This is a genomic window from Erythrobacter sp. 3-20A1M (assembly GCF_018636735.1).
Lineage (GTDB): Bacteria > Pseudomonadota > Alphaproteobacteria > Sphingomonadales > Sphingomonadaceae > Alteriqipengyuania.
This window is the reverse complement of record NZ_CP045200.1, coordinates 394,796-420,170: the sequence shown is the minus strand read 5'-3', so window position 1 is coordinate 420,170 and position 25,375 is coordinate 394,796. Positions and strand designations below refer to the sequence as shown.

At 65.5% G+C, this 25,375-nt stretch carries 27 protein-coding genes; 18 read left to right on the top strand and 9 right to left on the bottom strand.

Features of this window, described 5'->3' with window-relative positions; genetic code table 11:
• Positions 1 to 8: 8 nt before the first annotated feature.
• Both F7D01_RS02075 and F7D01_RS02070 read right to left on the bottom strand, forming a co-directional pair.
• Positions 9 to 566 carry a F0F1 ATP synthase subunit delta gene (locus F7D01_RS02075; protein ID WP_215228624.1) on the bottom strand — a complete coding sequence of 186 codons (558 nt, stop codon included), beginning with the start codon at positions 564 to 566 and terminating at the stop codon, positions 9 to 11.
• Positions 567 to 718: 152 nt separating this feature from the next.
• A complete protein-coding gene (locus F7D01_RS02070; RefSeq protein WP_215228623.1) occupies positions 719 to 2,380 on the bottom strand; it encodes a serine protease in 1,662 nt (553 codons plus the stop codon).
• A gap of 82 nt (positions 2,381 to 2,462) precedes the next feature.
• Here F7D01_RS02070 and F7D01_RS02065 point away from each other — a divergent pair, with 82 nt between their 5' ends.
• Positions 2,463 to 3,494 carry a bifunctional transcriptional activator/DNA repair enzyme AdaA gene (locus F7D01_RS02065; RefSeq protein WP_215228622.1) on the top strand — a complete coding sequence of 344 codons (1,032 nt, stop codon included), beginning with the start codon at positions 2,463 to 2,465 and terminating at the stop codon, positions 3,492 to 3,494.
• Positions 3,495 to 3,564: 70 nt separating this feature from the next.
• Positions 3,565 to 4,491 (top strand): CPBP family intramembrane glutamic endopeptidase, encoded by a 927-nt coding sequence (locus F7D01_RS02060; RefSeq protein WP_215228621.1) that lies wholly within the window; start codon positions 3,565 to 3,567, stop codon positions 4,489 to 4,491.
• 259 nt (positions 4,492 to 4,750) lie between these two features.
• Here the strand turns inward: F7D01_RS02060 and F7D01_RS02055 are convergent, their stop codons facing one another.
• The 5 genes from F7D01_RS02055 to F7D01_RS02035 all read right to left on the bottom strand — a co-directional run bounded on the left by F7D01_RS02055 (position 4,751) and on the right by F7D01_RS02035 (position 12,172).
• The gene (locus tag F7D01_RS02055; RefSeq protein WP_215228620.1) at positions 4,751 to 6,310 is read right to left on the bottom strand and encodes a cryptochrome/photolyase family protein; all 1,560 of its coding nucleotides are present in this window, start codon (positions 6,308 to 6,310) and stop codon (positions 4,751 to 4,753) included.
• A 65-nt stretch (positions 6,311 to 6,375) separates the two neighbouring features.
• Positions 6,376 to 7,923 carry a hypothetical protein gene (locus F7D01_RS02050; protein WP_215228619.1) on the bottom strand — a complete coding sequence of 516 codons (1,548 nt, stop codon included), beginning with the start codon at positions 7,921 to 7,923 and terminating at the stop codon, positions 6,376 to 6,378.
• Positions 7,924 to 8,094: 171 nt separating this feature from the next.
• Positions 8,095 to 9,462 carry a sorbosone dehydrogenase family protein gene (locus F7D01_RS02045; protein WP_215228618.1) on the bottom strand — a complete coding sequence of 456 codons (1,368 nt, stop codon included), beginning with the start codon at positions 9,460 to 9,462 and terminating at the stop codon, positions 8,095 to 8,097.
• Entirely contained in the window at positions 9,459 to 9,902 is a 444-nt protein-coding gene (locus F7D01_RS02040; RefSeq protein WP_215228617.1) for a DUF2231 domain-containing protein, read from the bottom strand. Before F7D01_RS02040 ends, F7D01_RS02045 begins: the two co-directional genes overlap by 4 nt.
• 104 nt (positions 9,903 to 10,006) lie before the next feature.
• A complete protein-coding gene (locus F7D01_RS02035) occupies positions 10,007 to 12,172 on the bottom strand; it encodes a primosomal protein N' (RefSeq protein ID WP_215228616.1) in 2,166 nt (721 codons plus the stop codon).
• 56 nt (positions 12,173 to 12,228) lie between these two features.
• On the opposite strand from F7D01_RS02035, the gene F7D01_RS02030 reads away from it, so the two are divergent.
• From F7D01_RS02030 to F7D01_RS01995, 8 genes are all read left to right on the top strand, one after another.
• The gene (locus tag F7D01_RS02030; RefSeq protein WP_215228615.1) at positions 12,229 to 12,930 is read left to right on the top strand and encodes a DUF4197 domain-containing protein; all 702 of its coding nucleotides are present in this window, start codon (positions 12,229 to 12,231) and stop codon (positions 12,928 to 12,930) included.
• Between the two features lie 69 nt (positions 12,931 to 12,999).
• Positions 13,000 to 13,653 (top strand): fructose-6-phosphate aldolase, encoded by a 654-nt coding sequence (gene fsa / locus F7D01_RS02025; protein ID WP_215228614.1) that lies wholly within the window; start codon positions 13,000 to 13,002, stop codon positions 13,651 to 13,653.
• Positions 13,654 to 13,663: 10 nt separating this feature from the next.
• Complete coding sequence (gene cobT / locus F7D01_RS02020) at positions 13,664 to 15,490, top strand: cobaltochelatase subunit CobT (RefSeq protein WP_215228613.1); 1,827 nt, start codon at positions 13,664 to 13,666, stop codon at positions 15,488 to 15,490.
• 2 nt (positions 15,491 to 15,492) lie between these two features.
• On the top strand, positions 15,493 to 15,765 hold the full coding sequence (locus tag F7D01_RS02015; protein ID WP_215228612.1) for a hypothetical protein: 273 nt from the start codon (positions 15,493 to 15,495) through the stop codon (positions 15,763 to 15,765).
• A complete protein-coding gene (locus F7D01_RS02010; protein WP_215228611.1) occupies positions 15,762 to 16,421 on the top strand; it encodes a nitroreductase in 660 nt (219 codons plus the stop codon). The genes F7D01_RS02015 and F7D01_RS02010 overlap by 4 nt, the downstream gene beginning before the upstream one ends.
• 59 nt (positions 16,422 to 16,480) lie before the next feature.
• Positions 16,481 to 16,927, top strand: coding sequence for a hypothetical protein (locus F7D01_RS02005; protein ID WP_215228610.1), 447 nt, complete (start codon positions 16,481 to 16,483; stop codon positions 16,925 to 16,927).
• Positions 16,928 to 16,969: 42 nt separating this feature from the next.
• Entirely contained in the window at positions 16,970 to 18,412 is a 1,443-nt protein-coding gene (gene cysS / locus F7D01_RS02000) for a cysteine--tRNA ligase (RefSeq protein ID WP_215228609.1), read from the top strand.
• Positions 18,413 to 18,424: 12 nt separating this feature from the next.
• Positions 18,425 to 19,363 carry a D-2-hydroxyacid dehydrogenase gene (locus F7D01_RS01995; RefSeq protein WP_215228608.1) on the top strand — a complete coding sequence of 313 codons (939 nt, stop codon included), beginning with the start codon at positions 18,425 to 18,427 and terminating at the stop codon, positions 19,361 to 19,363.
• Between the two features lie 3 nt (positions 19,364 to 19,366).
• Here the strand turns inward: F7D01_RS01995 and F7D01_RS01990 are convergent, their stop codons facing one another.
• Together F7D01_RS01990 and F7D01_RS01985 are read right to left on the bottom strand one after the other, a co-directional pair.
• On the bottom strand, positions 19,367 to 19,720 hold the full coding sequence (locus F7D01_RS01990; protein ID WP_215228607.1) for a hypothetical protein: 354 nt from the start codon (positions 19,718 to 19,720) through the stop codon (positions 19,367 to 19,369).
• Positions 19,713 to 19,898 (bottom strand): hypothetical protein, encoded by a 186-nt coding sequence (locus F7D01_RS01985; protein WP_215228606.1) that lies wholly within the window; start codon positions 19,896 to 19,898, stop codon positions 19,713 to 19,715. Before F7D01_RS01985 ends, F7D01_RS01990 begins: the two co-directional genes overlap by 8 nt.
• A gap of 110 nt (positions 19,899 to 20,008) precedes the next feature.
• On the opposite strand from F7D01_RS01985, the gene F7D01_RS01980 reads away from it, so the two are divergent.
• The 8 genes from F7D01_RS01980 (at position 20,009) to F7D01_RS01945 (ending at position 25,301) form a co-directional block, all read left to right on the top strand.
• Entirely contained in the window at positions 20,009 to 20,665 is a 657-nt protein-coding gene (locus F7D01_RS01980; RefSeq protein WP_215228605.1) for a S24 family peptidase, read from the top strand.
• A gap of 58 nt (positions 20,666 to 20,723) precedes the next feature.
• Positions 20,724 to 21,329: a cation diffusion facilitator family transporter gene (locus F7D01_RS01975; protein ID WP_215228604.1), complete on the top strand. Its 606-nt coding sequence runs from the start codon at positions 20,724 to 20,726 to the stop codon at positions 21,327 to 21,329.
• A gap of 65 nt (positions 21,330 to 21,394) precedes the next feature.
• Entirely contained in the window at positions 21,395 to 22,039 is a 645-nt protein-coding gene (locus F7D01_RS01970; RefSeq protein ID WP_215229612.1) for an MBL fold metallo-hydrolase, read from the top strand.
• A gap of 165 nt (positions 22,040 to 22,204) precedes the next feature.
• The gene (rpmF, locus tag F7D01_RS01965; RefSeq protein ID WP_215228603.1) at positions 22,205 to 22,384 is read left to right on the top strand and encodes a 50S ribosomal protein L32; all 180 of its coding nucleotides are present in this window, start codon (positions 22,205 to 22,207) and stop codon (positions 22,382 to 22,384) included.
• 37 nt (positions 22,385 to 22,421) lie between these two features.
• Positions 22,422 to 23,477: a phosphate acyltransferase PlsX gene (gene plsX, locus F7D01_RS01960; protein ID WP_215228602.1), complete on the top strand. Its 1,056-nt coding sequence runs from the start codon at positions 22,422 to 22,424 to the stop codon at positions 23,475 to 23,477.
• Positions 23,474 to 24,445: a beta-ketoacyl-ACP synthase III gene (locus F7D01_RS01955; RefSeq protein WP_215228601.1), complete on the top strand. Its 972-nt coding sequence runs from the start codon at positions 23,474 to 23,476 to the stop codon at positions 24,443 to 24,445. The genes plsX and F7D01_RS01955 overlap by 4 nt, the downstream gene beginning before the upstream one ends.
• A gap of 135 nt (positions 24,446 to 24,580) precedes the next feature.
• Entirely contained in the window at positions 24,581 to 24,880 is a 300-nt protein-coding gene (locus F7D01_RS01950; RefSeq protein WP_215228600.1) for an integration host factor subunit alpha, read from the top strand.
• A 4-nt stretch (positions 24,881 to 24,884) separates the two neighbouring features.
• Positions 24,885 to 25,301: a MerR family transcriptional regulator gene (locus tag F7D01_RS01945; RefSeq protein ID WP_215228599.1), complete on the top strand. Its 417-nt coding sequence runs from the start codon at positions 24,885 to 24,887 to the stop codon at positions 25,299 to 25,301.
• Positions 25,302 to 25,375 lie beyond the last annotated feature (74 nt).

The following is a 25,375-nucleotide window of genomic DNA, read 5'->3' as shown; positions in this document are numbered from 1 at the left end:
TGGGCCTATCAGGCGGTTTTCATCGCGTGGGCGAGGGAGTTGAGACGGGTGCGGATCGAGCCGTCGATGCGCTTCGATCCGATAGTTACGACGAGGCCGCCGAGCAGGTCGGGATCGACCTCGGTGTGCAGCTTCACGGTGCGACCCTCGCGCGCGGTCAGTTTCTGCCGCAGCGTTTCGAGCTGGCTGTCGGTCAGGGCGTGCGCGCTCTTTACCTCGGCGGTGACTTCGCCGCGCTGGGCGGCGGCGATCTGGCGAAAGGCGCGGATCATCTCGGGCAGGGCGGACAGGCGGCGGTTTTCCGCCAGCACGCCCAGGAAGTTCTGCGTCAGTTCGGTCAGGCCGAGCAGCGCCGCGACCCCCCACACCGCCTTGCCCGCGGCCTTGCGCGAGATTTCGGGGTTGGTGGTCAGCGTCCTGAACTCGGCCGATTCGCCGAGGGCCGCCCACAGCTTGTCGAGATCGCTCTCGACCGCCGTGACGGTGCCTGCCTCTGATGCCAACTCGAACAGGGCCGCTGCATAGCGGCCTGCCAGGCTAGCCTGAATACCGGCGGAAATCTCCACGCGTCTCTCGTCCTCTAGGGTCCGGAATTACGATGCTGCGCCTGTGCCGGAAACGGGCAGCCCTAAGGCACCCCGGCAAGGCTGGCGCGCGCCTAGCATCGGGTGCCCGGCAGCGCAAGTCGGGGCGCGGTTCGCGCGGTCGTATCCACCGCTCACTTTTCCTCCCCGCCGGGCGCGCAGCGATAGACCAGCCGCTCGTTGGGCTGGGCCGGGAGGCCGGACAGCACCGCGCCCTGGAGATCGCCCAGCTTCGCCGCCGCATTCTGGGCCCCGCATTTCGGCGCGGAATACTGCCCGCGCAGCGCCCGCGCCTTTTGCATCGCATCGCGCGCAAGGAGGTAGCGATCGCTGACATAGGTGCGCGATTCGGGGTCGAAACGATTGACCGAAACCGCCTCCTCCTGATTGGGGACGAACACCCGCGACCATTCGCCCGCGCGCAAGCCGTATTGCGTGCGTTCGTTGACGCAGCCGCTCGCCTGCCAGTCGAACGCGACCGATTCGGCCGGTGCCCCGGTGATACGGCTGCGCTCCGGAACCAGCGTACACAGCAGCGCCTGGTGCCCACTGCCAGCGTCAGCGCCCGCCTTGCCGGAAGTGGAAGGCGATCCGGTGGTCAGCGCCCCGGCCACCCGCCGGTCGAAATCGTCCATCCCGGGCCGCGTGGCATAGAGCGCGACCGCGCCGATCGCCGCCAGTGCCGCCGCGACCAGTAGCACGCGGGCGACACCGTCCGTTGGTGGAGGCGCAGCGAATACTCCCGCAGTATCGTCGTCTTCCTCCCCAAGATATTCGGGTTCGTCCGGATCGTCGCGATCCCGCCGTTCGGCAAGGCGCGCATCGCCGGATCGCGGATGGCGCAGCCGATCGTAGGCGACCAGTCCCATGGCGAGGCTCGCCATCAACAGCACCATCGCCAGGGCGAGCCGGTCCTCGCGATCGCCCTGCAACCCGACCAGCGCCTCCATCTGCGCCCGCGCGCGGCGATCGCGCTCCACCTGCGTCTGCGCGGCAAGCTGTTCACGATTGAGCTCCGCCTCGCGCGCCCGGCGCTGCGATTCGGCATCGGCCAGCTCGGCCATGCTGCGGCATTCGGACGAATTGACGCGCGGCTCCACGCCGTTCGCGCGCAGGAAGGGGAGCAGCTCCCGGTCCGACACCGCGAAATAGAACTCCGCATCCGCCCCTTCGGAATCGGAGCCGAAGCTGTTCACCCCCAGGACCCGCCCGCAATTGTCGAGCAGCGGCCCGCCCGAATTGCCGCGCGCGATCGGCGCGGTATGCAGGATGGTGTCGAACTGGCGGCTGGGGCGCTCGCCCGAGATATAGCCGTGGCTCTTCACCGGGGGTTGCGAGCGGAAGATATCGCGCATGGTCAGCCCCTGCGCCCGATCGACATTCATCGGATAGCCGACCGAGGTCACCTCGCCGCTGCCGCGCGGGGGCGTGCCGCTGAGTGTCAGCGGGGGCAAGCGCAGCGGGCCGACGATCTTTAGGAGGGCGAGGTCGGCGCGCGTATCGCGGGCGACCACCTGGGCATAGCTGGCATCCTCGCCATCGCTCGGCACGATGCCGATCCGCAATCCGCTGTCGCCGATCGCCTCGCGCACGACATGCGCGTTGGTCACGATCATGTCGGAGGAGACGGCGAAGCCGGTTCCGTGGATCACCGGCAGCATCTCGTCGCCGCTCTGTTCCACCAGCACCACGCGCACCACGCCTCGGGCCGCCGCGTCGATATCGGCCGGTTCGGCCTGTGCCGCCATGGGCAGGGCGAGCAGCAGACAGGCGAGGAAGGCGAGAAGCGCGCGCATGATCGCGGCGCTTTTGGCAATAGCGGGCTTTGATCGCAAGCCACGGGATGCAGTGTCCTGCGCCCCGCGCTACACACTGTGCATGAACGACGGCCCGATCACCGATGACAACGCATGGGATGCGGTCCTGCGGCGCGACCGTGCGTTCGACGGGCGTTTCGTCACCGGCGTCCTGTCCACCGGTATCTACTGCCGCCCGTCCTGCGCGGCGCGGCATCCGGCGCGCGCCAATGTCCGCTTCTTCGCAAGCGGAGAGGAAGCGCGCGCGGCGGGGCTGCGCGCCTGCAAGCGCTGCCGGCCCGACGATGTCGCGCGCGACGAGGCCGCGGTGCACGCGGCAATCGACGCCATACGGAGCGGGAAGGACCCAAGCCTTGCCGCGCTGGGCGCGCTGACCGGCTATTCGCCGACACATTTCCAGCGCGTGTTCAAGCGCGCGATCGGCCTTTCCCCCGCAGCCTACCAGCGCGCCTTGCGGCAGGAATGGGCGGGAGAGGCGCTGGCGGCAAGCGCCAACGTGACCGATGCGATCTACGCGGCGGGCTATTCCGGCCCCTCGCGGTTCTACGAGGAAACGAAAGGCAGGCTGGGCATGGCACCGAGCGCATGGGCGAGAGGAGGCGAGGGCGTGACGATCCACTGGGCGGTGGTGCCGACCAGCATGGGCGACATGCTGGTCGCGGCGACCGACAAGGGGGTGTGCCGCCTCTCCTTCAATGAGGATGAGAGCGAACTGCGCAGCCGCTTCCCTCGCGCCGAGCTGGTCGAAGGCGGGGCGGAGTTCGCCAAGCTGCTCGAACAGGTGGTGGCCGCCGTCGAGACGCCCCGCGATTGCGCCCACATCCCGCTCGACGTGAAAGGCACCGCCTTTCAGGAGGCGTGCTGGCGGGCCTTGCGCGAAATCCCGGCGGGCGAGACGCGCACCTATGCCCAGATCGCCGCGGCGGTGGGCAATCCGCAGGCGGTGCGCGCCGCGGGCAGCGCAAATGCGCGCAACAATGTCGCGGTGCTGATCCCCTGCCACCGCGTGATCCGCACCGGCGGCGAGTTGGGCGGTTATGCCTACGGCCCCGAGATCAAGCGCGAACTGCTGCGCAGAGAAGCGGACGGCTGACTTGCCGATCCCTGCGCGCCCGTCCACAGACCGGAGCGCGCACCGAAGCTATGTGGGGAAGGGATCGGGCATGACGGATCGAATAGAGGAAGACTTGGGACCGAACGCGCCGGCGGAGCCGCGCAAATCGCTTGGGGTTCGGATTTTCGAATTTCCGCTGGTGGCAATGCTGGTCGCCATCGTCGTCGTGGTCATCGTGACGGGTATCGCGGGCGCGGTCATGCTCCAGTTCGGAAAGGTGGACAGCGAACTGGTTGCCAACGCCGTGCCGGTCGTCATCGAAACCATCCTGCTGTTCGCCGCTTACAAGCTGATTGTCGCCCGGCTGGGGGAGCGGCCGCGCGACGACCTGCCGCTGGACCGCAGGGCGAACGATCTGTGGCGCGGGGCGCTGTGGGCCGGGGCGCTGATGAGCGCGATCGTCGGCGTCGCCGCGCTGCTGGGCGGCTATCGCCTGCTCGGCTGGGGCACGGGCGACAGCTGGGAGATGATCTTCTTCTTCGCGGGCGTTCACGCCGCCTTCTTCGAGGAAATCCTGTTTCGCGGGATCATCTTCCGCTTCCTGGAGGAATTCGGCGGGAGCTGGTTCGCCCTGGCGATCAGCGCCGCGCTGTTCGGCCTGGTCCATCTCGCGAACGACAATGCATCCATGCTGGCGGCGATCGCCATCGCGGTGGAGGCGGGGGTGCTGCTGGGCGGCGCCTATATGCTCACCCGCAATTTGTGGCTCGCCATGGGCATTCATTTCGGCTGGAACGTCGTCCAGGGCTATGTCTGGGACGTGCCCGTCTCGGGCAAGGCGGTGGAGGGCCTGGTCGAAGCGCAGCCGGTCGGGTCGCCCCTGATCTCCGGCGGCATGTTCGGGCTGGAGGCGTCGGTGGTCGCGCTGGTCCTCGCCACCGCGGCGGGGGTATGGCTGGTCGCGCTCGCCGTGCGCCGGGGCCATGTGGTGCGCCCGTGGTGGACCCGCCGGCGGGAGCGCGCGGTCGCCGGCTGAAGCGAGGGCGGGCGGCGTTTCCTACTCGGGGCGGGGGCGCTACTCCGCGCGATGCTCTTTCAAACGTTTACCGGTTCGATTACGCCCGACCAGCCGCCGCGTGTCGGAGGGCGCTGGCGTTGGAACACGCCCCCAGCGGAAAGTCACACTTTGCCGCTGCTGTGAGGGTGCTAAACCTATGGGGTTACGGAGAAATCCCGGAAGGTCACAGTTTTCAAAATCGATTTTCGCGTTCCACCGGTGCGGCGCGTCAACCTGCTCACTCGCTCCGCGCCCAGCCGCGATCGGCGGGGGTCAGCGTGTCCAGGAACGCCTCGGCGCTCTTAAGATATTCGCGCTGCCGTTCCTCCTTCATCCGGTCCCAGTTCTGATAGACCCGCGCTACGCGATGGTTGTTTTTCAGCCGCTCCCGGTGCCGGTCCATGAAATGCCAGTACAGCGCATTGAACGGGCAGGCCCCTTCGCCGGTCTTCTTCGATACGCTGTAGGTGCATTTCCGGCAGTAATCGGACATCTTGTTGATGTAATTGCCGCTCGCCGCATAGGGCTTGCTCGCCAGCTTTCCGCCATCGGCGTAAAGGATCATGGCCGCGACATTGGGTAGCTCGACCCATTCGTACGCGTCGGCATAGACGACCAGGTACCAGTCCTGCACCTCGCGCGGATCGACGCCCGCCAGCAGCGCGAAATTGCCCAGCACCATCAGCCGCTGGATATGATGCGCATGGGCGTTGTCGCGGGTCGAGCGCACGCAATCGGCCATGCAGCGCATGTCGGTCTCGCCGGTCCAGTAGAATTCGGGCAGGCCGCGCTGGGCATTGAGCGCGTTGGCCCGCTCCAGATGCGGCATGTGGTACCAGTAGAAGCCGCGGACATATTCGCGCCAGCCGATGATCTGGCGGATGAAGCCCTCGACTGAATTGATCGGCGCCTCGCCATCTGCGTAAGCCTTCGCCGCGCGCTCGCACAGCTCCAGCGGATCGAGCAGACCGAGATTGAGGCTGGTCGACAGCATCGAGTGGTAGAGATCGTCCTGCCCGTGGACCATCGCGTCCTGATAGGGACCGAACTTGGTCAGCCGTTCGGCGAAGAACGCGTCGGCGGCCTTCTCCGCCTGGTCACGGGTGACCGGCCATCGGAAGCTTTCGAGCGAACCGAAATGGTCGCCGAACTTGTCCTCGACCAGTTCGATGCAATCGCGTGTGATTTCGTCCGGTTCGAACTTCGGCCGCTCCGGCGGGTCCATGTCCTCGCGCGGGCTCTCGCGGTTGTCGTGGTCGAAGTTCCACGCATCGCCCACAGGTTTTCCACCGTCCATCAACAGTCCGGTCTTCCGGCGCATCTCGCGGTAGAAGTTCTCCATCCGCAGCGTGTCGCGATCCTCCGCCCACTTGCGGAAATTCCCGATCGAACACAGGAAGCGGTCGTCTTCCAGGATCTCGACCGTGCAGTCGAACCGGCCCGCCCATTCCTCGATCTGCTGCTGCACGCGCCATTCGCCCGCCTCGACCACATGGATCGCGCTGGGATCGTGCCGCTCCACCGCCCGCGCGACTTCGCCGGTGAAGCTGCCCGAATTGTCTGCGTCGGTCAGGCGCACATAGTCGACCGTCCAGCCCGCATCCCTGAGCTCCGCCGCGAAATGGCGCATGGCGGAAAAGATCAGGACGATCTTCTGCTTGTGATGCCTGACATAGGTCGCCTCGTCCCACACCTCCATCATCAGGATGACGGTGTTATCCTTCGTCCGACCGCGAAGGCTCGCGAGCGTGCGGGTCAGCTGATCGCCGAGGATGGGGACGAGGACGGGGCCGGACATTTGTCAATGAACGAACGCAACCCTAGATCGCTCCGTCTTATGTAATCCGTTCCGAAGCGACGATCTTACTCATCCTCGGAAAAGCTGGGCTTAAGCTCCTTAATGAGTGGATCGCGGTTTCCGTCCGAAAATTGCACCGCAAGTTCACGAAGCTTTTTGACATCTTTGCTTTCATGAGCGGAGTTCAGTATCGGTCCCAGGATTGTCATAGCCTCTGCCGCACGATCTTCTGTAATCAGCTGGTAGGCGAGCATCTTCCTAATATCATTGTCGAAGGGAGCGCGCGAATAGGCTCCTTCGAGTGCTATGATAGCATCTTCAGGCGGAGCTACGTCCGCCAGCACGAAAGTCCTGTAATACCCTGCAAGGGCGTTCGGCTCGTCGTGCTCGATCTGGTTAACCCGAATGAAGGACTGCCGAGCGAGATGGAGCCACGCGTGATCAGTTTCCGCAAATTGCATCTCCAGTCGCGCTAGCCCGAGGTTCGCGTCGATCGAGTCCGGTTCGATCGACGCGACCTTCTTATATATTTCATATCCGCTTGCCAGATTTCCCGCATCGGTTTGGACTTCGGCGGCTTCGAGCATGACCGGCACACTCTTGGGATATTGCTCGACCAGTTTCATCGCATCCCCGACCTGCCGTGATGCCTGCTGCTTGGTAACTCCCGCTTGGGACCTGATAAGCAACTCCATCCGGGCCGCCTCATCGCGCGTCAACCGGTGCATTGTGACTTGAGGATCGCTGTCAGGAGGAAATGGAACCGACATGCCGCGGGCGCGCTGCTTGCGATAGGCATTCAGTTCGTCGGAAAGTTGGTCGAGGTCGCCAAAAGCTTGGCGGGCAGCTTCTAGGCTGTCGGTACCTGCGTTGATAAGCTTGAGGTACTTGGCCAGTTGGCCCTTCCTTGCTGGCTCGAAGGCAAGGTAGCTCGATAAGAGCCACCCATGACCGTAGTGGGGGTAATTGACGTAATTTTTTACGGGCTTGAACATCTCTTCCGCGTCTACGTCAAAATACGCGATCTCGTTCATACGATGTGGTGGCGGATCGCCGAGGAAAAACCGGTTATCTTCTATACGAAGCATCCCAAATACTTCAGCCAGTCCTTCACTGTACCAGATGGGATATGCAAGAGGCGCATGCTGATACATGAAGTAATGGGTGTATTCATGCTGGATCACAGATAAAGCTTCGAGAGGGTAGTCGTTGAATTCGGTATAGTTACGGGTTCCAGGACTCCCGTTGCGGCGCTTGTTGTTTTCGGTGGTGAGCGGCATAAATGCGACGGAATCGCCAGCTCTTGGGATGAAAAACCCGTAGACCGAGTCTACTCCGATAAGCCCACCGATATCCTTGTTGTCTCCAAACTGATAGAGGGTCGGCTTCGCGACTTCAGGGGTGGAGCCATGTTTGTCGGGAGAAATGCCGGTATATATGCGCATGGCCATATCCAGCTTTTCGAGCCTAATCGCGAGGTCGCGCGCGGTATCTTCGCCCCCGGCAGAATAGACGCGAAAGCGATTGCTCTCGGCAAGCCACCAATCTTCGTCCGCTGCGCTGGCCGGCACGGCAAGCGACAGAGCGAGACACGCACACATGAACCTCAACATATTCCCTCCTGCTAATCCCCATCCGCGACTATCTAAATATCGCGAAAACTCGTGTGGGTTAGCAGAGAAACGCTATGTTCGCCAACCGGCAAGGTCGGATGCGGTACAGCCTTTAGCATTGTTCATAATCATGGCGCGGCGATCGCGAGCCACGCTCGCTAACCTGCGTAATCACCCGGCTCGTTTTTCGACAGCATGCGACGCGGCGGACTGTCGCCCGCCGCCAGTCGGTGCGTTCGGGGCGATGCGCCAGACTATATTGCCCACGTCGTCTGCGACATACAGTGCGTTGTCCGGTCCGAACGCGACGCCCACCGGTCGTCCGTGCGTCTTGCCGTCCGGTGTGATGAAGCCGGTCACGAAGTCGCGCGCCTTGCCCGCAGGTCTGCCCTCGGCAAAGGGCACGAAGCTGACGCGGTAGCCATTGAAGATCTTGCGATCCCAGCTGCCATGCTCGCCCACGAACGCACCACCGGCATAGCCGCCGGGCAATCCGGCGGGACCGAACGCCATGCCGAGCGGCGCAACGTGGCTCGACAGGGAATAGTCGGGCACCACCGCCTTCGCCACCAGATCGGGGCGCTGCGGGCGCACGCGCGGGTCCACGTGCTGGCCGTAATAGCTGTAGGGCCAGCCATAGAAAGCGCCCTCGCGCACCGAGGTCATGTAGTCGGGGACCAGATTGTTACCCAGCTCGTCGCGCTCGTTGACTACGGCCCACAACTGGCCGCTCGTTGGGTTGAAGGTAAGGCCGTTGGGATTGCGCAGGCCGGTCGCGTAAGGACGTTTGGCCCCGCTGGGGAGATTAACCTCCCAGATGAGCGCCCGGTTCTGCTCCGCCTCCATGCCGCGTTCCACGATATTGCTGTTCGACCCGGTGCCTGCATAGAGCGTGCTCCCATCGGGACTGAGCACGATCGATTTGGTCCAGTGGTGGTCGTAGGGCGGGCCGGGCAGATCGGTCAGCTTGGTCGGAGGGCCTGCCAGCGCGGTCTGGCCCGGGGTGAAATCCCAGGTAAGAACCGCATCGGTGTCGGCGACGTAAAGCTTCCCCCCACCGTAGGCGAGACCGAAGGGTGAATTCAGGTTTTTCGCCAGCACTGTCCTTTGTTCGGCGACGCCATCGCCGTTCGCATCGCGCAACAGCACCACGTCCATGCCAGGCTTCTTCGAACTGTGCGCCTTGCCTTTGACGATGCCGTAGATCAGGTCCTTCGGGCGCAGCACCGGCTCGGTACCCGGTCCACCCGCTTCCGCCACCAGCACGTCGCCGTTGGGTAGCGGCAGGACATTGCGCGGCTGCGCCATGTCGTCTCCGAAGCGGGTAACCGTAAAGCCGTCCGGTGCCGTCGGCTTCTGCCCCTTCTCCCAACCCACCGGTGTAGAGATGTTCATCGGCGGAAACAGATATTGCTCTGCCGCGGGGAGCTTAACCGCGCTGGCGTCGCCGACCTGATCGGAGGCGGGGAATTCGACCTGAGAGCACGCGCCGAGCGCTAACAAGGGAAGGGCACCGATTGCGATGAGCGAGCGGATCATGCGACCTCTCCGATATGGCGATAGGCCATGCGATGGCCCAGAAATCCGCCGACGATCATGACCGCGACAGTAATGGCGGATAGCGTCAGCCCGGTTGGCACCACGCCGGTCCAGCCGTCGCGCGCATGGACGAAGTTGTTGAACGCGGCCAGGATCAGCACCACCGCCATCAGCGCGAAGTGAAACCAGCCGCTCGTCGGGCGGGTCCGCCCTGCGGCGAGCAAATCGATCAACCCGAACAGGCCCGCGATCGCGCCGACGATCGCGCCGAACGCGAGAAACCACTGCGAGAAATTGGTCCACTGGACCTGCGCGGTCTGGGCATAGACGATATCGGTCATCAGCGCGCCGGTGAAGCAGGCGATGGGAAACGGCACCAGCATGGCGTGGAGGGGCACCCCCAGCACGCGCAGTGTAGGGCGAAAGACGGAACGGTTCATGTGATTTCCTTCGGCTCGGCATCGTCGAACGGCGCACCGGATGTTAGCGTTAACCAACCGTATTGCCTCGCGTTCCCGGCAGACGAGAAGCGGGGGGGCGGAGCCTACACGAAGCTGTACGGATCGATGTCCACGCTGACCCGCACCCCGCGCGGCAGATCGAGCGGACCGAGCCAGGCGCGGATCGCGTCCTGTACCCTTGCCGACCTGCGCGCGTTGATGAGAAGCCGGTAGCGGTAGCGACCGCGCAGCAGCGCGAGCGGCGCGGGGGCGGGGCCGAGCACGGCGATATCCTCAAGCCGTGGGGCGGTTCCGCCGATGGCGCGGGCGGCGTCGCGCGCCTCGGCCTCGTCCTCGCTGGAAACGATGATCGCGGCCCAGCGACCGAAGGGCGGGGCACCGGCATGGCGGCGCGCCTCGGTTTCGGCCTCGTAGAATGCGTCGCGGTCGCCCGCTGCCAGTGCGGCGATCACCGGCGCATCGGGATGGCGGGTCTGGATCAGCACCTCGCCCGGTTTGGAGCCGCGACCCGCGCGACCTGCGACCTGCGCCACTTGCTGATAGGTGCGCTCCGCCGCGCGCAGATCGCCGCCCTCGAGGCCGAGATCGGCGTCGACCACCCCGACCAGCGTCAGTTCGGGAAAGTGAAAGCCTTTGGTAACGAGCTGTGTGCCCACGATCACGTCGATCGCACCGCTCTCTGCCATCTCGAGGAACTCCGCCGCGCGCTCCGGGCTGCCCAGCGTGTCGCTGGTGACGACCGCGACGCGCGCGTCGGGCATGATATCGGAGACCTCGTCGGCGATCCGCTCAACCCCGGGCCCGCAGGCGACGAGGCAGTCGGGTTCTCCGCAATCGGGACAGGTCGCTGGTGGCTCGGTTTCGTGACCGCAATGGTGGCAGGCGAGGCGCTGGCTGAAACGATGCTCGACCAGCCACGCGCTGCAATTGGGGCACTGGAAGCGAAAGCCGCAATTGCGGCACAGCGTCAGCGGGGCGTAGCCGCGCCTATTGAGGAACAGCAGCGACTGTTCGCCGCGTTCGAGCCTGGCGAACAGCTCGTGCGCCAGCCGGGGCGCGAGCCAGCGACCGCGTTCGGGCTTCTCCTCGGTCAGGTCGATCAGCTCGATGGCGGGCAACTCGGCCCCGCCGAAGCGGCTGGGCAGATCGAGCTTCCGATAGACGCCGCTTTCCGCCATTTGCAGGCTCTCGAGCGCGGGGGTGGCGCTGGCGAGGACGACCGGCACTTTCTCGAAGTGGCCACGCATGACGGCAACGTCGCGGGCGTTGTAGCGCACCCCGTCGTCCTGCTTGAAACTGATCTCGTGTGCCTCGTCGACGACGATCAGGCCGAGCTTCGCATAAGGCAGGAACAGCGCCGAGCGCGCGCCGACCACGACTTGCGCCTCGCCGCTGGCGATCGCCCGCCAGGCCCGGCGGCGTTCGGTCGATTTGAGGCTGGAGTGCCAGACGATCGGCGCGGCTCCGAACCGTTCCTCGAACCGACGCAGGAAATTCTCGGTCAGCGCGATCTCGGGCAGCAGGACCAGCACCTGTCGCCTCGCGCGCAGCGCGGCGGCGAGGGGCTCGAAATAGGTTTCCGTCTTGCCCGAGCCGGTCACGCCGTCGAGCAGGATCGGGGCGAATTCGCGCGCCTCGACCGCCGCGACGAGTTCGTCGGCGACCTCCCGCTGCTCCGCCGAAAGCACCGGCTCCGCGAAGTCGGCGTGCGCCTGAGGGTAAGGTCGGTCGATATCCACCTCGACCGGTTCCAGCGCGCCCTGGTTGACGAGCCCGCGCAAGACACCCTCGGACACGCCGGCAATGCCCGCCAGCTCACGGATCGTCGCCTGTTCGCCCTCCAGCGCGGCGAGTGCCAGCTCGCGCTGCGGCGTCATCCGCTCTGGCAGGCCGCCCGACAGACGGTATTCGGTCATGGTCGCCGGACCCTTCAGCGCGCCGCCGCTCGCCAGCACCATGCGCGCGACCGCGCTCATCGGGGCGCAGTAATAGTCGGCGGTCCATTCGATCAGGCGGCGAAGGGCGGGGCGCAGCGGCGGGACCGGCAGCAGCTCGGCCAGCGGACGCAGCTTCGCATCGGGAACCGGCGCACCGGGCAGCACGTCTTCGTCCCACACCACGCCGGTAATCCGGCGCGGTCCCAACGGTGCGAGCACGACGCTGCCCGGTTCGACCGCCATGCCATCGGGCACGCGGTAGTCCAGCGCGCCAAGCGCGGCGTTGAAGACGAGGACGCGAACTCTGTTCATTCGCCCGTCAATATGAGGGCCGCAGGGTGGGTGAGACAAGAAGCGGAGCGAGCATAATGACCGGACTTCTGACCAAGGCCACGCAACGCCGCGCTTTCATGGGCGGCGCGATGACGGCCACCGGCGGGCTGCTACTGGCCGGTTGCGCGACAAGCCCCTTCGGACGCTACGGGCTGACGGATGCGGTCAGGGAGTTGCTGTTCCTGTCGAGCGACCGCGCCTTCGCCCGGCTTACCGCGCCCGGTGGATTCTGGGACAAGCAAGTGGCGACCGTTGGGCTTGACCGCCTGCTTGGCGCGCGGGGTAACGTTCTGGCGAGCATTCTGACCTCCGCCCTGTTCAAGGCACGGCTGCAGGATGCCTTCGCCCAGTTCGCGCTCGACGCCAGCGCACGGGCTGCGCCGGTGGTGACCGACGCGGTGCGCGTGATCGGCATTCGGGGTGCAGTCGATCTCATCACCGGCGGCCCGACCGCCGCGACCAGCTTCCTGCGCGCCGATCTCGGCAATGGGCTGATCGAGGCGATGGTGCCCGAACTGGCGCAGGCCATGCGCGTCTCGCGCGAGCCGCTGGTCGATCGGGCGCTGTCGAGCCTCACCGGTGTCGATGTCGCTGGCGTGGCCAACCGCGTGGCGGGCAGCGTAAACGACGCGATCTGGACCGAGATCGGGCGCGAAGAGGCCGCGATCCGTGCCGATCCCGCATCCACGCGCAACCCGGCGATCATTGCCGTGTTCGGCGGCGCGCAGGCGCTCTAGCGGGGTGGCGGGTGCGCGCCGGCTCGGTTAGAGCGGGCGTGACTCGTATCAACCGGAGCCCAGCTACCCATGAAATTCTTCGCCGACACCGCCGAAATCGCCGAGATTCGCGAGCTTGCCGAAACCGGCCTGCTCGACGGCGTCACCACCAATCCCAGCCTGATCGCCAAGTCGGGCCGCGACTTCATGGAAGTGACGAAGGAGATCTGCGATCTGGTGGATGGACCCGTCAGCGCGGAGGTGGTCGCGCTCGACCACGCCACCATGATGAAAGAGGCGGAAAAGCTGCGCAAGATCGCGGACAATGTCTGCATCAAGGTGCCGCTGACGATGGACGGGCTGAAAACCTGCAAGGCGCTGACCGAGGACGGCACGATGGTGAACGTCACGCTGTGCTTCTCCGCCAACCAGGCGCTGCTCGCCGCAAAGGCCGGCGCGACCTTCGTCTCGCCGTTCCTTGGCCGTCACGACGACAATGGGGCGAACGGGTTGGAACTGATCCGCGACATCCGCACGATCTACGACAATTATGCCTATGAAACCGAGATCCTCGCCGCCAGCATCCGCCACGCGACGCATGTCCTGGAATGCGCGCTGATCGGCGCCGACGTGATGACCGCGCCGCCCAAGGTGATCCATGGCCTGGTGAAGCACGTGCTGACCGACAAGGGGATCGAGGGCTTCCTGGCCGATTGGGAAAAGACCGGCCAGTCAATCCTGTAAGCCGCACGAATTGTCCGAAGAAACCCCTCTCGACCGCTTCAAGCGTGCCCTGACCGGCGGCGCCCGCGCCCTGTCGCGCGAGCGAGAGGTCGACGTCGCGTGGAGCGCGGACAGCCCGGCGGCGAGCGGCAACAATTTCCGCGTGCCGCTGCCCGGGCGCAACCTGCCCGCCGGACAGGTGCAGGAGGCGCGCGGCTTCGCCGACAGCTTCGCGCTCAGAAAGCGCCACCATAACGAGGCGTTGCACGGCAGGGGCGCACCGTCCGAGCCGGTCGCGCGCGCGGTCTACGACGCTATCGAGCAGGTTCGTTACGAGGCGCTCGGCACGAACAATTACAGTGGGATAGGCGCGAACCTCGACGCAGCGACCGAGCTGCGTGTCGCCAGCGATCCGATCGTGCGCGCGCAGAACGAAAGCGAAGTGCCGCTCCAGACCGCCATCTCGCTGATGCTGCGCGAGGAGCTAACCGGTCAGCCGGTTCCCGAGCGCGCCCGCGCCGGCGTCGATATGGTGCGTGAATTCGTGGAGGCGCGGACGGGCGGCGATTTCGAGGGGCTGGCCGAGCGGCTATCCGACCAGTCCGCCTTTCAGTCGCTCGCACTGGACATGCTGCGCCATCTCGAACTGACACTGCCCGAGGAGGCGCCCGACGACGGCGGCGAGGGGGGCGACGAAGACGAGGGCGAAACCCCCGAGGACGACGGCGAGGACGAGGCCGAAGGCGGCGACAGGAACGAGCCTAACAGCGCCGAAATGGCGGGCGAGGCCGGGGAGGAGGGCGAAAGCGAGGACGGCGAGAGCGAGCTTTCCGGCGAAGAGGAGATGGCCGAAGGCGATCCGGGCGACGATGGGGAGGAGGGCATGATGCCCGTGCGCCCCAACCGCCCGTGGACCGACGAGCCCGAGAATTTCGACTACCGCGCCTATACCACCGCCTTCGACGAGGTGGTCGAGGCACCCGAACTGTGCGACGCCGCCGAGCTCGACCGGCTGCGGCAATATCTCGACAGCCAGCTTACCGGGCTGCAATCGATCGTCACGCGGCTCGCCAACCGGCTCCAGCGCCGCCTGATGGCGCAGCAGAGCCGCAGCTGGGATTTCGACCAGGAAGAGGGGCTGCTCGATGCCGCGCGCCTTGCCCGCGTGGTCATCAGCCCCGGCCATTCGCTCAGCTACAAGCGCGAGCGCGATACCGAGTTCAAGGACACCGTCGTCAGCCTGCTGATCGACAATTCGGGGTCCATGCGCGGCCGCCCGATCTCGATCGCCGCGATCAGCGCGGATATCCTTGCCCGCACGCTGGAACGTTGCGGGGTGAAGGTGGAAATCCTTGGCTTCACCACCCGTGCGTGGAAGGGCGGTCAGGCGCGCGAGAAATGGCTCGCCGACGGCAAGCCGGCGCAGCCGGGCCGCCTGAACGATCTGCGCCACATCATCTACAAGAAGGCGGACGAGCCGTGGCGCCGCGCGCACCGCAATCTCGGCCTGATGATGCGCGAGGGGCTGCTGAAGGAGAACATCGACGGCGAGGCGCTGTTATGGGCGCACACCCGCCTGCTCGCCCGGCCCGAGGACCGGCGCATCATGATGGTCATCTCCGACGGCGCGCCGGTGGACGATTCGACGCTCAGCGTGAACAGTGCGGGCTATCTCGAAAGCCATCTGCGCCGCGTGATCGACTGGATTGAGAAGCAGAGCCCGGTCCAGCTCGTTGCCATCGGCATTGGTCACGATGTGACGCGGTATTACAAGCGCGCGGTGACGATCATGGACGTCGAACAGCTCGGCGGCACGATCATCGAGCAGCTGGCGGACTTGTTCGAGGTGGAGGGGTAGCGATGGATTGGTCGCTCCTGATGTTTGGAGTCGCCTTGGTCGCGATTTCCTACTCAGGGTATCGAAGACCCGAAAGAGATGTGAAAGGTGTTGTCGGCTGGCAGAAGCGGCTTTCTGAATTGAAGGCTGGAGCGGATGAAAAATATTTCGAGGAAAGACGGCAACTTGAGGCGTATCCGCCCCCGAAACATATGACCGCAAACAAACTGAAACGGGTCAGCATGTTGGGTATGAGTCTTGGTCTCGCCTTCATTCTGGCGGCTATCTTTCGATGAACGTTGCCGACGCTGTCCGCACGCGCCGCTCCGTCCGCGCGTTTCTCGATAGGCCGGTACCGTACGAGGTGCTTCATCGCGTTCTAGACACCGCCCGTTGGGCGCCCTCGGGGTGCAACTATCAACCATGGGAAGCGACGGTGCTGACCGGCGCGCCGCTGGAGGCTTTGCGCGAGAAACTGCGCGCCGCGCAGATGGCGCCGCCCGAATACGATTGGGACGCGCCCAAGGGGGATGAGCGCTACAGGACGCGCCTCTACGAGCTGTCTGCGGCGATGTTCGAATCGCTCGACATCGCGCGCGAGGACAAGGCGGGGCGCGCCGCGGCGATGGCGCGCAATACCGAGAGCTTCGGCGCGCCCGCGTTGCTGCTGTGCTATTTCCCGCGCCTGATGAAGGAGGCGCAGTGGTCCGATGTCGGCATGTGGCTGCAGACGATCATGCTGCTGCTGCGCGGCGAGGGGCTCGACAGCTGCCCGCAGGAATACATGGCCTATTTCGCCCGTCCGATCATGGAGCATCTGGGCGTGGATCGCGAGACGCACATGCTCTTCTGCGGTCTGGCCATCGGCTATCGCGATCCGGACGCAGCGGTGAATTCCTTCGAGCGCTGCCGCGTGCCGCTGGATGAGCATGTGCGGTTCGAGGGGTTTTAGCGCCTGAGCTGGAACCCCTGAAGCACATGCTCGCTTAACCGCGAAAAGGAGGTTCCCCCATGCGCCGTACCGTTCCGATGTTCACTTTTGCGTCCCTGGCGCTGGGTCTGGCGGCGTGTGGATCGCAGGAACGGGGCGATGCGCAACCTTTGGCCCAGCCTACCGAACTTGCCACGCCCGCCGAGGTGACGACGACCAGCTTCGAGTCGAGTGACACCGCCGAGCCTGCACCCACCGCCTCGCCGACTACCGAAGAATACAACGTCGCCAGCAGGGAGCTGAACAACGCGGACGCGAAGCCGGTCGCTGGCTCGTGCCTTGCGGAGATCGGTCGCGAGAAGGCGGAGGCGCTGTCCGGGCAATGCAACCAGATTTCCACCGCGACACGACCGCCGTGCAATATCCAGAATTCGTGCGAACGGATCCGGGCCGAGATCAAGCGCGGCTGTGCGTTCGGCGATGGTGCGGACAATCCGGCGTTCTGCAGCGAGCAGGCGGCGCGCTAGAGCCGCCTTGACCCGCACCGAACGGCGCTCCATCGCACGCGCATGAGCGACCTGCGCCTATTCAACTCGCTGACCCGCCAGATCGAGACGTTCACGCCCGTTCATCCGGGCGAGGCGCGGGTCTATACTTGCGGACCGACGGTCTACAATTATCCGCATATCGGCAATATGCGCGCCTATGTATTTGCCGACGTGCTGGGGCGCACGCTGAGCTGGAAGGGGTACAAGCTCACCCACATCATCAATATCACCGATGTCGGCCACCTGACCGACGATGCCGATGCGGGCGAGGACAAGCTGGAGAAGGCGGCGGCGGCGAATGCGCAGTCGATCTGGGACATTGCGCGCCATTTTACCGAAGCATTCTGGGCCGATGTGAAAGCGCTCAATATCCGGCAGCCCGCGGAATGGTCGGTGGCGACGGACTATATCGGCGAGATGCTCGATTTCGCGCGAAGTATCGCCGACAAGCACTGCTATCAGCTCGATTCCGGTCTTTATTTCGATGTGTCGACGGTGGCGGATTACGGCAAGCTGGCGCGGGCCGTGACGGAGGAGGGAGAAGGACGGATCGACGCGGTCGAGGGCAAGCGCAATGCCGCCGACTTCGCGATCTGGCGCACCACGCCGCCGGGCGAGACGCGGCAGATGGAGTGGGATTCGCCCTGGGGCCGCGGCGCGCCGGGATGGCATCTGGAATGCTCGGTCATGGGCGGCAAGCTGCTCGGCTTCCCGTTCGATATCCATACCGGCGGGATCGACCACCGCGAGATCCATCACCCGAACGAGATCGCGCAGAACCAGGCCTATTGCGGCTGCGGCGGGCTCGATGTGGCCTCACATTCGGGTGCCAACATCTGGATGCACAACAACTTTCTCGTCGACCGGACGGGCAAGATGAGCAAGTCGTCGGGAGAGTTCCTGCGCCTGCAACTGCTGCTCGACAAGGGCTATCACCCACTCGCCTACCGGCTGATGTGCTTGCAGGCGCACTACCGCAGCGAGCTGGAATTCTCCTGGGAAGGACTGGGCGCGGCGCTGACGCGGTTGAAGCGAATGGTGCTGCTGGCGGCCCCATTGCACGGTGCCGACAAGGTCGACGAAATGCACCCGAAGTTCGAACCCGCGCTGTCGAAGTTCGAAGATGCGGTGACGGACGACCTCAATACTCCGATCGCGCTGACCGCTCTCGAGGAAGCGCTCGCGATGAAGAAAGTCGATGCCGGTGCCAAGCGCGCGGCGATCGAGAAAATGGATGCCGTGCTCGGCCTTGGCCTGCTCGACCTTGCGCGCTCCGATCTGCGCATCCGGCCGAAGGATGCGCAACTGAGCGAGGACGAGATCGAGGACGCGCTCACCCGCCGCAAGGCCGCGCGCGCGGAGAAGGACTTCGCCGCCTCCGACGCCATCCGTGACGAGCTGATCGCGAAGGGGGTCGAGGTTATGGACGGTGACCCGCTCGGCTGGGAATGGAAGCTGGGCTGACCAGTAAAGAAAATGACCATCGCCGTCCTGTCCGCGCTCGTGCGCCCGCTGGTGGAGCCGCAGCTCCCCCCTGAGATAGAACCGCGCTGGTTCACCTCGGTCGAGGAAATGCACGCGCTGGCACCAGAGGCGCAGATCGGCTGGTTCGATCATAACGAGCCTGCGATCATGCTGGAGGCGGTGCGGCGCGCGGAGCGACTGGAATGGCTGAGCTCGATCTATGCGGGGCTCGATTTCCTGCCGCTCGACCTGCTGCGGACACGCGGCGTCACCGTCACCAACGGGGCGGGGATCAACGCCGTGACCATCGCCGAATATGTCGTGATGGGGATGCTGGTCCATGCGAAGGGCTATGACGACGTGGTCCGCGCGCGCGACGCGCGCGAATGGCTGTCCGATTCGCCGGGCAAGATGGAGCTGGAAGGCGGGCGGGTCCTGCTGCTCGGCTACGGCGCGATCGGGCGGCTGATCGAACCGCGGCTGCGGGCGTTCGGGATGGAGGTCACGGTCGTCCGGCGCTCCGGCGGCGAAAACGCGCTGGGGCCGGACGAATGGCGCGACCGGCTGGGCGCGTTCGACTGGATCGTCCTCGCCGTGCCCGCGACACCGGAGACCGAGGGCATGATCGGCGCGCCCGAACTCGCCGCGATGAAGGACACCGCCGTCCTGGTGAACATCGCGCGCGGCAGCGTGATCGACCAGCCCGCGCTGATCGACGCGCTGGAGGCAAAGCGGCTGGGCGGGGCGTTTCTCGACGTGATGACGCCCGAGCCGCTGCCCGCCGATCACCCGCTATGGGATGTCGAGCGCGCGCATCTGAGCATGCACCTGTCGGGCCGCGCGCAGACCAGGATGTTTCAACGCGCCGCGACCCGTTTTGTCGAGAACTGCCATCGCTGGGTAAAGGGCGAACCGCTCGAGCCGCGCTTCGACCTGTCGCTTGGGTATTAGCGGCTAGACATCTTCGAGCAGCAGTAGCTCGGCGGTCACGGTCAGGCGCGGCTGGGGCAGCAGCACATGGTCCACCTCTACAACGGTGGCATCGGCGACCAGCTGGCCGGGGATCGTGAACTCGTGTTCGGGCAGGTCGGCGCTGAATTGCTCGCCTGCCGCGATGGCTTCCGCGCCTTCGAAACACAACACCACACGGTGCCGCGCCCCGGCGAAGGTGATGCTGGCCCAAGGGGTTTCTCGATGCGCGCGAACGATCCCGTGACCATCGGCCAGGGCGAGAAGCGCGGCGCGCAGGCGGTCGGCGGGGGTACGACGGGCGCGCGGGCGGCGGGGGAGGGGGCGTTCCTCATGCATGGCGCGCGCTCCGCCAGTCGGTCATGAACCGGTCGATCCGGGACACGGTGCCGCTGCGCGGTTCGCGCCCGTTCCTGAGGTCGAGCACGAAGCGCGGATCGTGCGCGGCGAGGCGACCGAACTTGGTCGCGGGCATGTCGAATTCCCTGAGGAATCGCTCGATACGGCGTATCAGCATGGAAGGATCTCCGAAGGCTGCGAATCTGTGTTCCTGTTCTGTTCTGATTCGTTCCACTCGAAATCCTACTTGTCTAGGATTTTTCCTACTGATAGGGAGGGTGGACGATCATGACGTCCGATCCATCATCCGAACCGCGCGAGCGCCTGCTCGCCTTGGCGCAGGAAAAGCGCGCCAGCCTTGCCGCGCTATCGGAAATGATCGGGCGCAATCCCAGCTATCTGCAGCAGTTCGTGCGCAAGGGCAGTCCCCGCAAGCTGGAGGAAGGCGACCGGCGGCGGCTGGCCGAATTCTTTGGCGTGGCGGAAAGCGAGCTGGGCGGTCGGGAGGAAAATTCCTATGCGGGCGGCGGAAAGGCGGATAAATCCTTCGTCGCCATCCCGCGTTTGGGGATCGCCGCGTCGGCAGGACCAGGCCAATTCGCGCAGGGCGAGAAACCGTTCGACCATTTCGGCTTCTCCGCCCGCTGGCTGCGCGACAATGGCTTCGACCCCAGGATGCTGTCGGTGCTGACGGTGGAAGGCGATTCGATGGAGCCGCTGCTCCGCAAGGGCGACGAAATTCTGGTCGATCGCACCCCGCGCCCGCTGCGCGATGCGATCCATATCGTGCGGATGGACGACAGCTTGCTGGTCAAGCGGGTGGCGCTGGCGGGGCAGGGGCGGATAACTCTGCTGAGCGAGAACCGTGCCTATCCCGCGCTGGAGGTAGATCTGAGCGAGGTCGAGGTGGTCGGCCGTGTGGTCTGGAAAGGCGGGCGGCTATGATCCGCGCCCACTTCCTCCTCGGCCGCGGCGCGCCGCCAGCAATGCAAGGTCCTTACGCATGAGCGATTGCGGATGCGAGCCCCCCGCGCTGGAAACGGCTGCGCAGAAGCATGCGCTGCGTATCGCGCTGGCGCTGAACGCGGTAATGTTCGTCGTCGAACTGGCGAGCGGCCTGCGCGCCGGGTCGACCGGGCTCATCGCCGACGGGCTCGACATGCTTTCGGACGCTGCCGTCTACGCAATCGCGCTGGTGGCGATCGGCGCATCGTCCCGCTTCAAGGCTAATGCGGCATTGGGCAGCGGCATCGCGCTGTTCGCACTTGGCCTAGGGCTGCTGGCGGAGGTGGCGCGGCGCTTCTTTGCGGGGGCCGCGCCAGAGGGGCCCTGGATGATCGCGGTCGCCTCGATTGCGCTGGTGGTGAACGTAATCGTGCTGCGTCTGCTGGCAACGCATCGCCGGGGAGAGGTGCATCTGCGCGCAGCGTGGATATTCACCCGGGCGGACGTGGTGGCGAATGCCGCGGTCATCGCCAGCGGCCTGGCCGTGCTCGCGACCGGAATCGGCTATTTCGACCTGATCGTAGGTGCGGCGATCGGGCTGTATGTCTTGCGCGAAGCGGTCGAGATCGTGTCGGAGGTCCGCCAAGCTCGACGGACCGTCTGAGCTTGCATCGCGGCGGACCTGCGGCCACATCGTTGCCCATGCCCGATAGCCAGACCCAGCCGCCGATGAAGGCCGCGATCATCCCCGTCACCCCGTTGCAGCAGAACTGCTCGCTGATCTGGTGTACGAAGACCATGCGCGGTGCGCTGGTCGATCCCGGCGGTGATCTGGACCGGTTGAAGGCGGGCGTGGAGCGCGCCGGAGTGACGCTCGAGAAGATCCTGATTACGCACGGTCATCTCGACCATTGCGGGCAGGCGGGTGTGCTGGCGAAGGAGCTGGGCCTGCCGATCGAGGGGCCGCAGGAGGCGGACCGGTTCTGGATCGCCCGCCTCGCGGACGATGCGGCGCGCTTCGGCACGCCGGGCGAGCCCTTCGAACCCGACCGCTGGCTCGAAAACGGCGATCAGGTGACCGTGGGCGAACTGACGCTCGATGTGTTCCATTGCCCCGGTCACACGCCGGGCCATGTCGTCTTCGTCCATCGGCCCAGCAGTTTTGCGATCGTGGGCGACGTGCTGTTCCAGGGTAGCATCGGGCGCACCGACTTTCCGATGAGCAATCACCAGGATCTGATCGACGCCATCACGGGCAAGCTGTGGCCGCTGGGCGACGATATCACCTTCATTCCCGGCCATGGCCCGACCAGCACCTTCGGCCGCGAACGGCAGAGCAATCCCTTCGTGGGCGACGCTGCGCTGGCAGGTTAGGGCTCGAACCGGTTGCATTGCGCCGGAATCACGCTATAGGGCGCTGCTTCCCCGCTCGGCTGGGCTTCTAAGGGCGTCCGACCCCATGGGTTGTGCGCGCTCCGGCCTTCGCCTAAGCGGTCCAAGACATAGATTTAGACGTATTTCGCAGGAACAGGTGCCGCCATGGCTGTCCCAAAAAGAAAAGTATCGCCGCATCGTCGCGGCAATCGCCGCTCCCACGATTCGCTGAAGGTCGAGGCCTTCCACGAATGCAGCAATTGCGGCGAGCTCAAGCGCCCGCACAATCTGTGCCCGCATTGCGGCTTCTACAACGGTCGCGAAGTTCTCGCGCCGAGCCTCTGACGATCCGGGGCCCCGGCCCCATAATCAGGAGAGCGCCATGACTTTGCCGCGTATCGCTGTCGACGCGATGGGCGGTGACGAAGGCGTGCGCGTGATGATCGACGGCGCGGCTCTCGCCCGCCGGGATCACGACCGCTTCCAGTTCCTGCTGGTCGGCGACCGCGCGCGCATCGAAGCGGCGCTGGAACATCACCCCAATCTGCGTGCGGCGTCCGAAATCCTGCATTGCGAGGATGTCGTCGGCGGCGACGAGAAGCCGTCCCGCGCACTGCGCCGGGCCAAATCCACCAGCATGGGTCTGGCCGTCAACGCGGTGAAGGAAGGCAAGGCGGGGGCCGCGGTCAGCGCCGGCAATACCGGCGCGCTGATGGCGATGAGCAAGCTGGCGCTGCGCACGATGCCGGGGATCGACCGCCCGGCGCTCGCCGCGCTGCTGCCGACCCTGGCCGAACACGATGCCGTCATGCTGGACCTGGGCGCCAACACGGAAGCCGATGCGCGCAACCTCGTCCAGTTTGCGATCATGGGCGCGGCCTATTCGCGCATCGTCAACGGCTTCACCGCGCCGCGCGTGCGCCTGCTGAACATCGGGACCGAGGAGCAGAAGGGTACGCCGGAACTGCGCGATGCGGCGGCGACCCTGCAGGCTGCAAAGAACCTGCCGCTGACTTTCGACGGCTTCATCGAAAGCGACAAGATCAATCGCGGCGAAGTGGACGTCGTGGTGTCGGACGGGTTTTCGGGCAATATTGCGCTCAAGGCGATCGAGGGTGCGGCGCGCTTCGTGACCGACTTGCTGCGCAACGCCTTCACCAGCTCGCTGCGTTCCAAGATCGGCTTCCTCGTCTCGCGTCCGGCGACCGAGCTGCTGCGCCACCATCTCGACCCGAACAACCACAATGGCGCGGTCTTCCTGGGCCTCAACGGCGTGGTTGTGAAAAGCCATGGCAGCGCCAGCGCGAAGGGCGTGGCGCATGCCGTCGCCGTCGCCGCCCGGCTGCTGGAGGAAGACCTGACCAAACGCGTGGCCGACGATCTCGCCCAGCTCAACCGGAGCGGCTGGGCGCATGGCGGCGAAGCGGAGGCGAAATGATCCGTTCCGTTATCCGGGGCTCCGGCTCCGCCCTGCCGGCGCGCTGCGTCAGCAATGCCGAGCTGGCCGAGCGCGTCGATACTACCGACGAATGGATCGTGGAGCGCACGGGCATCCGCCAGCGCTATCTCGCGGGCGAGGGGGAGACCACCGCCAGCCTCGCGACCGACGCGGCTCGTGCCGCGCTGGACGATGCGGGCTTCGACGCGGATTCGATCGGGCTGATCATCCTGGCGACTTCTACCCCCGACAATACCTTTCCTGCCTCGGCGACGAAGGTGCAGGCCGCGCTGGGCACGCCCGGCGGCATCGCCTTCGACGTGCAGGCGGTATGCTCCGGCTTCCTTTACGCGCTCACCACCGCCGATGCGATGCTGCGCACAGGAATGGCGAAGCGCGCGCTGGTGATCGGCGCGGAAACCTTCAGCCGCATCCTCGACTGGGAAGACCGCACCACCTGCGTGCTGTTCGGCGACGGCGCGGGTGCGCTGGTGCTGGAAGCCGAGGAGGTCGGGGACGAGGCGGGCGCACCGGGCATCATCGCCTCGGCGCTCCATGCCGACGGGGCGCAGCACGATCTCCTCTATGTCGATGGCGGTCCCTCGACGACGCAGACCGTCGGCCATCTGCGGATGAAGGGGCGCGAGGTATTCCGCCACGCGGTCGTCAATCTCGCCCAGGTGCTGGGCGAGGTGCTGGACGGTGCGGGGCTGACGGCGGAGGAAATCGACTGGGTCGTGCCGCATCAGGCGAATGCCCGCATCCTGGACGCCACGGCGCGCAAGCTGGGCCTGCCGCCGGAGAAGGTGATCGTCACCGTGGACCAGCACGCTAACACCTCGGCCGCGTCGGTGCCGCTGGCGTTCGATCACGGCGTGCGTTCGGGCAAGATCGCCCGCGGCGATCTCGTGATGTTCGAGGCGATGGGCGGCGGCTTCACTTGGGGTGCCAGCCTCGCGCGGTACTGATCCGGCAGGGGTTGGCGAAGCTGTGTCATTAGGGGATTGCCCCGAGGTACGGTTTGCGGTCTAGGGTCTAATTGTTTAATCTATGTTGGATTTTACCGCGGGTCCGCACCGAAAGAGCAGGAGATTTGACCGAATATGTCCCGTTCCCAAGGCACGTTGACCCGCGCCGATCTGGCCGAGACCATCAACCGCAAGATGGGCTTTAGCCGCGCGGAGTCGCTGAACCTGGTCGAATCGATCCTCGCCCACATGTGCGAAGCCATGAAAAGCGGCGAGAATGTGAAAATATCCGGCTTCGGCACCTTCGTGCTGCGCGACAAGCGCGAGCGCATCGGTCGCAATCCCAAGACGGGCAAGGAAGTGCCGATCACCCCGCGCCGGGTGATGACGTTCCGCGCCAGCCAGATCCTGCGGGATCGCATCTCGGGGCTCTAAGGCGGTGGCGGCGCGGTTCGAGGACGGCAAGGACGAAGGGGCGCTGCGCACCATCGGCGAAGTCAGTGCCGCGCTGAACATCCGCCCGCATGTCCTGCGATATTGGGAAGAACAGTTTCCCATGCTCCAGCCGCTCAAGCGCAGCGGCAACCGGCGGTATTATCGAACCTCCGACGTCGCACTGGTCGAAGCGATCGACCGGCTGGTCAATGTCGAGGGCTACACCATCAAGGGTGCGCGCCAGGCCATTGCGGATGGCCGCTCCGATGTCGCGGGTAGGACCGAAAGCGCGCCGCAAACAGACACGGCAGAGGCTGCGCCGGACCAAGGGCGCGACGCGAAAAACGCCACGATCGCTAGCGACTTGCTGTCGGAACTGACGGATATCCGCGACGGTCTAGCGAAAGCACTGAACGCATAGAACGGCCTTCCCGGTTTTTTTGCGGATGCGGAAGCTGGCCGGGCTTTGCCACCTTCTCGATGCCGGTGCTATCG